10 protein-coding genes and 1 pseudogene are annotated in these 6,513 nt (G+C 35.9%); 6 read left to right on the forward strand and 5 right to left on the reverse strand.

What is annotated here, in order from left to right:
- Together PHR02_RS12525 and PHR02_RS12530 are read right to left on the reverse strand one after the other, a co-directional pair.
- A partial coding sequence (locus PHR02_RS12525) for an MFS transporter (RefSeq protein WP_299992526.1) occupies positions 1 to 424 on the reverse strand: 424 nt, incomplete at its 3' end.
- Positions 424 to 1,464: an HlyD family secretion protein gene (locus tag PHR02_RS12530; protein WP_299992528.1), complete on the reverse strand. Its 1,041-nt coding sequence runs from the start codon at positions 1,462 to 1,464 to the stop codon at positions 424 to 426. The genes PHR02_RS12525 and PHR02_RS12530, both read right to left, overlap by 1 nt.
- Before the next feature lie 123 nt (positions 1,465 to 1,587).
- Here PHR02_RS12530 and PHR02_RS12535 point away from each other — a divergent pair, with 123 nt between their 5' ends.
- The 6 genes and pseudogenes from PHR02_RS12535 (at position 1,588) to PHR02_RS12560 (ending at position 5,640) form a co-directional block, all read left to right on the forward strand.
- Positions 1,588 to 2,172, forward strand: a complete 585-nt coding sequence (locus PHR02_RS12535; RefSeq protein WP_299992530.1) for a TetR/AcrR family transcriptional regulator — start codon at positions 1,588 to 1,590, stop codon at positions 2,170 to 2,172.
- A gap of 473 nt (positions 2,173 to 2,645) precedes the next feature.
- Positions 2,646 to 3,104: pseudogene (locus tag PHR02_RS12540) on the forward strand (methyl-accepting chemotaxis protein); the annotation flags it as partial.
- Positions 3,105 to 3,146: 42 nt separating this feature from the next.
- On the forward strand, positions 3,147 to 3,509 hold the full coding sequence (locus PHR02_RS12545; RefSeq protein ID WP_299992538.1) for a CZB domain-containing protein: 363 nt from the start codon (positions 3,147 to 3,149) through the stop codon (positions 3,507 to 3,509).
- A gap of 144 nt (positions 3,510 to 3,653) precedes the next feature.
- Positions 3,654 to 4,523 (forward strand): PAS domain S-box protein, encoded by an 870-nt coding sequence (locus PHR02_RS12550; RefSeq protein WP_299992532.1) that lies wholly within the window; start codon positions 3,654 to 3,656, stop codon positions 4,521 to 4,523.
- A gap of 30 nt (positions 4,524 to 4,553) precedes the next feature.
- A complete protein-coding gene (locus PHR02_RS13610) occupies positions 4,554 to 4,778 on the forward strand; it encodes a PAS domain S-box protein (protein WP_366141204.1) in 225 nt (74 codons plus the stop codon).
- A 10-nt stretch (positions 4,779 to 4,788) separates the two neighbouring features.
- Positions 4,789 to 5,640 carry a diguanylate cyclase gene (locus PHR02_RS12560; protein ID WP_299992533.1) on the forward strand — a complete coding sequence of 284 codons (852 nt, stop codon included), beginning with the start codon at positions 4,789 to 4,791 and terminating at the stop codon, positions 5,638 to 5,640.
- Here the strand turns inward: PHR02_RS12560 and PHR02_RS13615 are convergent.
- The 3 genes from PHR02_RS13615 to PHR02_RS12570 form a co-directional block, all read right to left on the reverse strand.
- Complete coding sequence (locus PHR02_RS13615) at positions 5,633 to 5,770, reverse strand: helix-turn-helix domain-containing protein (RefSeq protein ID WP_366141205.1); 138 nt, start codon at positions 5,768 to 5,770, stop codon at positions 5,633 to 5,635. The genes PHR02_RS12560 and PHR02_RS13615 overlap by 8 nt on opposite strands.
- A gap of 59 nt (positions 5,771 to 5,829) precedes the next feature.
- Positions 5,830 to 5,973, reverse strand: a complete 144-nt coding sequence (locus tag PHR02_RS12565; RefSeq protein ID WP_299992535.1) for a hypothetical protein — start codon at positions 5,971 to 5,973, stop codon at positions 5,830 to 5,832.
- Between the two features lie 244 nt (positions 5,974 to 6,217).
- The gene (locus PHR02_RS12570; RefSeq protein ID WP_299992537.1) at positions 6,218 to 6,361 is read right to left on the reverse strand and encodes a hypothetical protein; all 144 of its coding nucleotides are present in this window, start codon (positions 6,359 to 6,361) and stop codon (positions 6,218 to 6,220) included.
- Positions 6,362 to 6,513: the final 152 nt, after the last annotated feature.

Below are 6,513 nucleotides of genomic sequence, written 5' to 3' on the forward strand. Positions count from 1 at the left end.
AAATTCCTTGTAAAAGACGAAATAACACGATCTCAGGCAAACTTTCCGATAAACCACATAACGCAGAAGTCACAGTAAATCCTACGATTGATATCAGAAAAACTTTTTTTCGTCCGAATCGACCAGCCAGCCATCCGGTAAGTGGAATCATAATGGCTGCTGCAATAATATAAGAGGTAAGAACCCAACCCATCTGATCTTGAGTAGCTGAAAGTGCTCCTTGCATTTGGGGCAAAGCCACATTGGCAATCGTGGAATCAAGAGATTGCATAATAGTTGCAGCCATAATTCCAAAAGTAATCAAAGGACGATTTATATCTGCTTTTGAATTCTCCTTATGAGGAGGATGGGGATATGTCGAACCTTCGCCAAGTTCTTCTATAACTTCCTCAAGTGGAGTGTGGAGTGATGGATGCTCAGCCATTATAAGAAATCTTTTATCCGACTATGATGTGTGTCAACCTCTACTACAGTGCTCAACCCAGAATGCAACGGACGATTACTGTCCAGATTATTAATTTTAATTTGTACAGGTAAACGTTGTACGACCTTAACCCAGTTACCAGACGCATTTTCTGCCGGCAATAAAGAAAAACTTGATCCCGTTCCAGAACTGAAACTTTCCACACTGCCATAAAATGTTTTATCAGGGTATGCATCAACCTCTATTTTTGCTTTTTGGCCTGCACACATATAAGCAAGCTCTGTCTCTTTAAAATTTGCTTCCACCCAGACTATATTTTGTGACATAAGAGAAAATAATGCAGATGCCGCATTGATGTAACTCCCGGGCTGTAGTTGATCTACTTTTGAAACTATGCCATCCATCGGTGCTTTTGTAACAGTATAGGAGAGGTTGAGCTTAGCTTGTTCCAACTCAGCCCGAGCTTGTTGTACGGTCGGATGATTATCGATATTTATTGTTAGATTATTGCCCAATAATGAACTGATATTGTTTTGTTCTTCTTTTAATGCATGTAGCTTTTCAATCGCTGTATCAAAATTATGCTGTGCGGAATCCAGTTTCGCTTGGGATGATGCTCCACTCAAAAACAAATTTTTCTGACGTTTAAGCTCATTTGTCTCATAGGCTAGTGTCGCTTCGGCGGAAAGCACATCAGCTTTTCGTTGTTTGTATGTTGCTTCCAATGCCTCAATCTGTAGCTTGGCATTTGCCAATTTAGCTTTTGCATCAACAATAGCAATTTTATATTCACGGTCATCAAGCTCAAAAAGAGGATCGCCTTTATGCACTTGCTGATTTTCTTTGACAAAAATTTTTATTACACGTCCTGAAATATTAGAGCTTATATTTACTCGGGCAGCCTTTACATACGCATCATCAGTGGAAACAAAACGCCCTCCCCTCAAATAAAAAACTACCGAAACGATTATCAAGACAATAGCACCTCCCGAAAACATATATTTACGGATTCTAGCCTTATTTTTTATTTGATTTTTCATATATTTCCCAACAGTATAAATACAATTCAATTTTATGAATTATATTCATTTTACATTAAACACATTCTTAATATAGAAACTTGTGTATAATTTGCCCATATGTTAAGTATGGAGATATAAATTGTGAAAAATATCGTCAAGAAAAAAGTTCAAGAATTTAAAAAAAACACAATACTAGAAGAGGTTTCAATATATTTCGAAGAAAAAGGGTATAACAACGCAACCATTCAAGATATCTCACAACATATCGGGATATCTGTTGGCTCATTATATAAACTCTTTACCTCTAAAGAGGAACTTTATTACGCTTATATTGCACATCAGAGAAAACTTTTTTATACCCATTTAGAGAATATGTGCCGTGATAAAGATTCATTGACTTCTCTTAAGCTATTTGTTACCTATAAATTTGAAGCATTTCGAAATAAAAAAATGGCTTTTTTAGATCCGATCTTGGGTGACCCGCTCTATTTAGTAAAGCTCAATATGTCCAATGCAAATCCCCTGCTTTCAAATATAAAAATTTTAGAAAACTGGTTTAAAGATATTTGTATAAAAGAAAATCTCAAAGAAACAGACTCTTTAAAGCTAGCCTATCTTTTTAACGCAACAATCAACGGTTACGTTGAGTATTGGCTTAATGGTGGCTTACTTCCTGAAAACGTTGAGGAAATAATTAACCACTTTATAAGTAGTTTTAAAGATTAATATATACAAAACACGATTAGTTGCCATCATTATTAAAAGCATAGGTGTTGCACTTATGACTTGAATTGGCGAGTTATTTAAAGTTTAATATATATATATATATATATATAATACATTACTACCCAAGATTGATTGATTTGTTTTTAAACAATCTCGAAGAATGTTTAGAGATATGGGATCGATATATCGATTAAACTTAAAAAGGAAAAATATACATGTTTTTTGGTAATAAAAAGGCTCAGTTTTTAAAAATTGAAGCAGAGTTAAAAAATGAAATTAAAAGTTTAAATGACGACAATCACCGTTTAAATGATGAAAATCAGCAGTTGAAACAAGAGGTTTCCAAATTAAAGAATAATGCTGTGATGTTTGATCTTATCCAGCATCTTACAGAAAACCTTACCGGTGCGTGTCAAACAGATTTATCACTGCTTCAAAAAGACCTTGCGGATAATGTAAGTAATTTAGAAGATATGGAGTCTCTTAATAAAAACAATCGAAACAATGCGATTGAAATAAATGAAGATATTGGTGAAATCCTTGAAATTCAACAACAGTTAGTCAGTAATATTACAGATAATTACGGTTCCGTTGGTCAATTAAATGATGGCGTTGGTTCTATTGGTCAAGTAATTGACCTCATTAAAGATATTTCCGATCAGACCAATCTGCTTGCGCTGAATGCGGCTATTGAAGCGGCACGTGCAGGAGAACACGGACGAGGGTTTGCCGTTGTCGCCGATGAAGTACGAAAACTTGCAGAACGTACCCAAAAAGCGACAGCAGAGGTCGCAATGAGTGTTCAAAGCCTCAAGCAAAACGCTATGGAAATACATGAGCGCTCAAGCATTATGGAAACTATTTCAAGTAATTCAACACAGAAACTTGAACAATTCCGTTCTACGCTAATAGCTTTAGGTAATAGAGCAGAAGAAATTGAGACTGATTCAACAAATGTGCTCTACTCTGTCTTTATGGTTTTAGTTAAACTAGATCACTTGCTTTTCAAAGCAAAAGGATATAAAAGCGTATTTAGTAACAAAGTGGATGAAGAGTTTGTGGATCATCACCATTGTCGTCTCGGCAAATGGGCTGAAGGTGGAAAAGGCTCCCAAATTTTCGGGAATACCCCTAGTTTTAGAAAACTCGAATCTCCACACAAATCAGTGCATGATAATATCATTGCGGCTGTTAATTGTGTTAAAGCTAATACTTGTGGACAAGAATCCAAAAACGTTATGACTTATTTTAAAGATGCTGAAAAAGGTAGTCGTGAAGTTATTGATACCCTTAATTCTATGTTAGTTGAAGAGCGAGCAAAAAGAGCGAGCAAGTAAAAATTTACTTGAAGATAAATAATCAAAGTGATAAGCTACAATGTGTAACATTGGACATTGGTCTATATTCTAGTGTGCTGGGTTATATGTGAAAAGAAATTTTTTATTTGTATAATGTAACAATTATTAATCTTGGAAGGAATTATGTTGACTGCATGCAAGCAAGATCATTCGAGTACAGAGAGAGAGAGAGAGAGAGAGAGAGAGACGGCGCGCGAGCAAAAACTGTTTCAAAACTATCGAGAAGCCGTTGATCGAAGTGTAATAGTCTCAAAAACCGACAAATGTGGATTTATTACCTATGCAAATGAAAAATTTTGTAAAATATCCGGCTACACGGCTGAAGAGCTGATTGGGCGGCCTCATAATATTATTCGACATCCCGACATGCCTCAAGAAGTATTCAAAGGGCTTTGGGAAACTATTTTAAATGGTCAATCATGGGAAGGTGTTGTAAAAAACCGTAATAAAAATGGAAGTTCGTATTGGGTTCATACGGTTATTAATCCTATTTTTGACATCGATGGTAATATTTCTGAGTTTATCGCCATACGCCACGATGTTACTGAACTCGAAGAATACAAATTATTTTTAAAACATGAGCTGGATACAACCAGCAAAAATCTTGAAGAAAAAGTTCACTATACTGCACAGTACGAAGAAGCTATCAATTCAACAACCGCAATATTAAAAACCAGCACCAATAATATTATTACGTATGCAAATGAAAGATTTGCGATTGTTGCGTATACCCATTATGAAAAATACGATGGCAGTGGATATCCGAGAGGATTAAAAGGGGAAGATATTCCGATCTATGGTCGTATCACCGCCATCGCTGATGTATTCGATGCTTTAGGCCATAATCGGGTCTATAAAAAAGCGTGGGATATGGAAGATATATTGGATTTATTTAGAACAGAACGTGCAAAACATATTGATCCGAAAATGGTTGATTTGTTTTTTGAACATTTGGATCAATTTTTATCCATTCGTGAAAATATGCAAGATTGAAAATAATAACACTATATAAAGGAAAAAAACATGGAACATACCCTTAATAATACTGATTTTTTGGTATCACAAACCGATTCAAAAGGGAAAATTCTTTTTGCCAATGAAGACTTTTGCAAAATAGCCGGATACACGCTTGAAGAGTTGATAGGACAACCACACAATATGGATGAAATGATGAGTTTGACTCAGTATGTTGGAGCTGTAGATGGTAAGATGGGTGAATTGCTTCACACTATGGATCGATTAACGTAAAAGAGTCTTAATGGGAATTAAACGCAGACATTTTAATCAATACATTTCTTTACTAGAAAAACATGTATCGACTTCTATTACTGATGTAGATGGAGTTATCGTTTATGTCAGTGAAGCATTTTGTAATCTGACGGGTTATACCGAATTAGAACTTATTGGTAAAAAACATAATTTACTTCGACATCCTGATGTAGCAGATGAAATATATCGAAATTTATGGACGATGATCACAGAAGGTAAGCCTTGGCATGGGCGTATTAAAAATCTTAAAAAAAATAAAGATTTTTATTGGGTAGATGCTTATATAGAACCGATTTTTGATGATGGAGCTATTATTGGTTATCAAGCGGTACGGCAAAATATTACCAATGAAATATTATTTAAAGCATTAACAAAAATCGATGTATTGACAGGGCTTTATAACCGTAACTCCATCGAAGAATTTGCCCAATTGTTTATTGATGAAGCACAACGATATCAAACCTCTTTTTCTATCATTATGGTAGATTTAGATGACTTTAAACATATTAATGATACCTACGGTCACCCAGTGGGTGATGAAGTATTGAAAAAATTATCGGTCATATTTCAAGATTTGATTCGTTCAAGTGACCGTATTGGACGATGGGGAGGAGAAGAGTTTATTATTCTCTGCCCGCAAACGACGTATTTACAAGCAAAAGAGTTGGCTGAACGGTTACGTCTTGGATTTTCTTCACACGAATTTAAAAATATCGGTTATAAAACAGCTAGCTTTGGAGTCGCTTTGTTTGAAGATGAAGATACCATTGAAAGTTTAATAGTTAAAGCGGATAATGCATTATACGACTCCAAGAGACTAGGGAAAAATCGGATTAGTTGATAAGATATCTTTGATTAGAGTCCTCCCATCCATAGAGTTTCTCCTCAAGTTGTCCTTTTGATAGGGGGGCTCCCGGTGTTTGAATCAGTGCCATTAGAACTGCAAATTCTTTAGTAGAAAGTTTGATAATCTAGTGTCGCTTCAAATGTTTTTGGATTTAATATAAGTCCATTATGTTCTATTAACAGTTCAGCTCTTCCGTTTTTCCAACTCCTGATCAATAATCTTACCCTCATATGCTTTAAGGACAATCTTTTGTGCCTCTGGCATTGTAATTTTAGTTTTTTTTGCCAACTCACTGCCGGTATAAGCAAAAGCTGCCGTATGTTTCATAATATAAATCCTTAGTAATTGATTCGCGAACTTTCATTCGCTGGTAAAAGTGTAGAATACGAGTATGAGTTATAACTTAATGGTATCTATGAGATCAGCTTCGACGAGGCAATTGAGTTAGGGAAAACTTTTGAGCGATACGCGATATTCTTTTCTTCTGCTACTCATATCGGCTATTATGAGTGTGCTACCAAAGAAACGATCACCCAAAGAGCATTGGAAAAATAGTATTTAACACTCCGCCCTACTCCAGGATATTTTCCCATACACGACATAACCGTTTGGGCTTCTCTTTAATGTGCAAGGTAGTGCGAAACTCTCCATCGATCATTTTGATACTGGATATCTCATCCATGACACATTCGCCATAGGTGCGCCCTTTGGCCACTTCGGTTTTAATCTGGGGATGAAGTTCTAACTCTTCCCTAGGTTATTTTCACCTTAGTCTCGAATACTATCGGGAAGATTACGATCACGTTTGAGCGCATCAATGGCGGCATCGACAGCCCGTTTGAGTTTGAGTGCCGCTTCGAGCCCTTG

Origin of the sequence: Sulfuricurvum sp. (genome assembly GCF_028688295.1) — a bacterium.
GTDB lineage: Bacteria > Campylobacterota > Campylobacteria > Campylobacterales > Sulfurimonadaceae > Sulfuricurvum.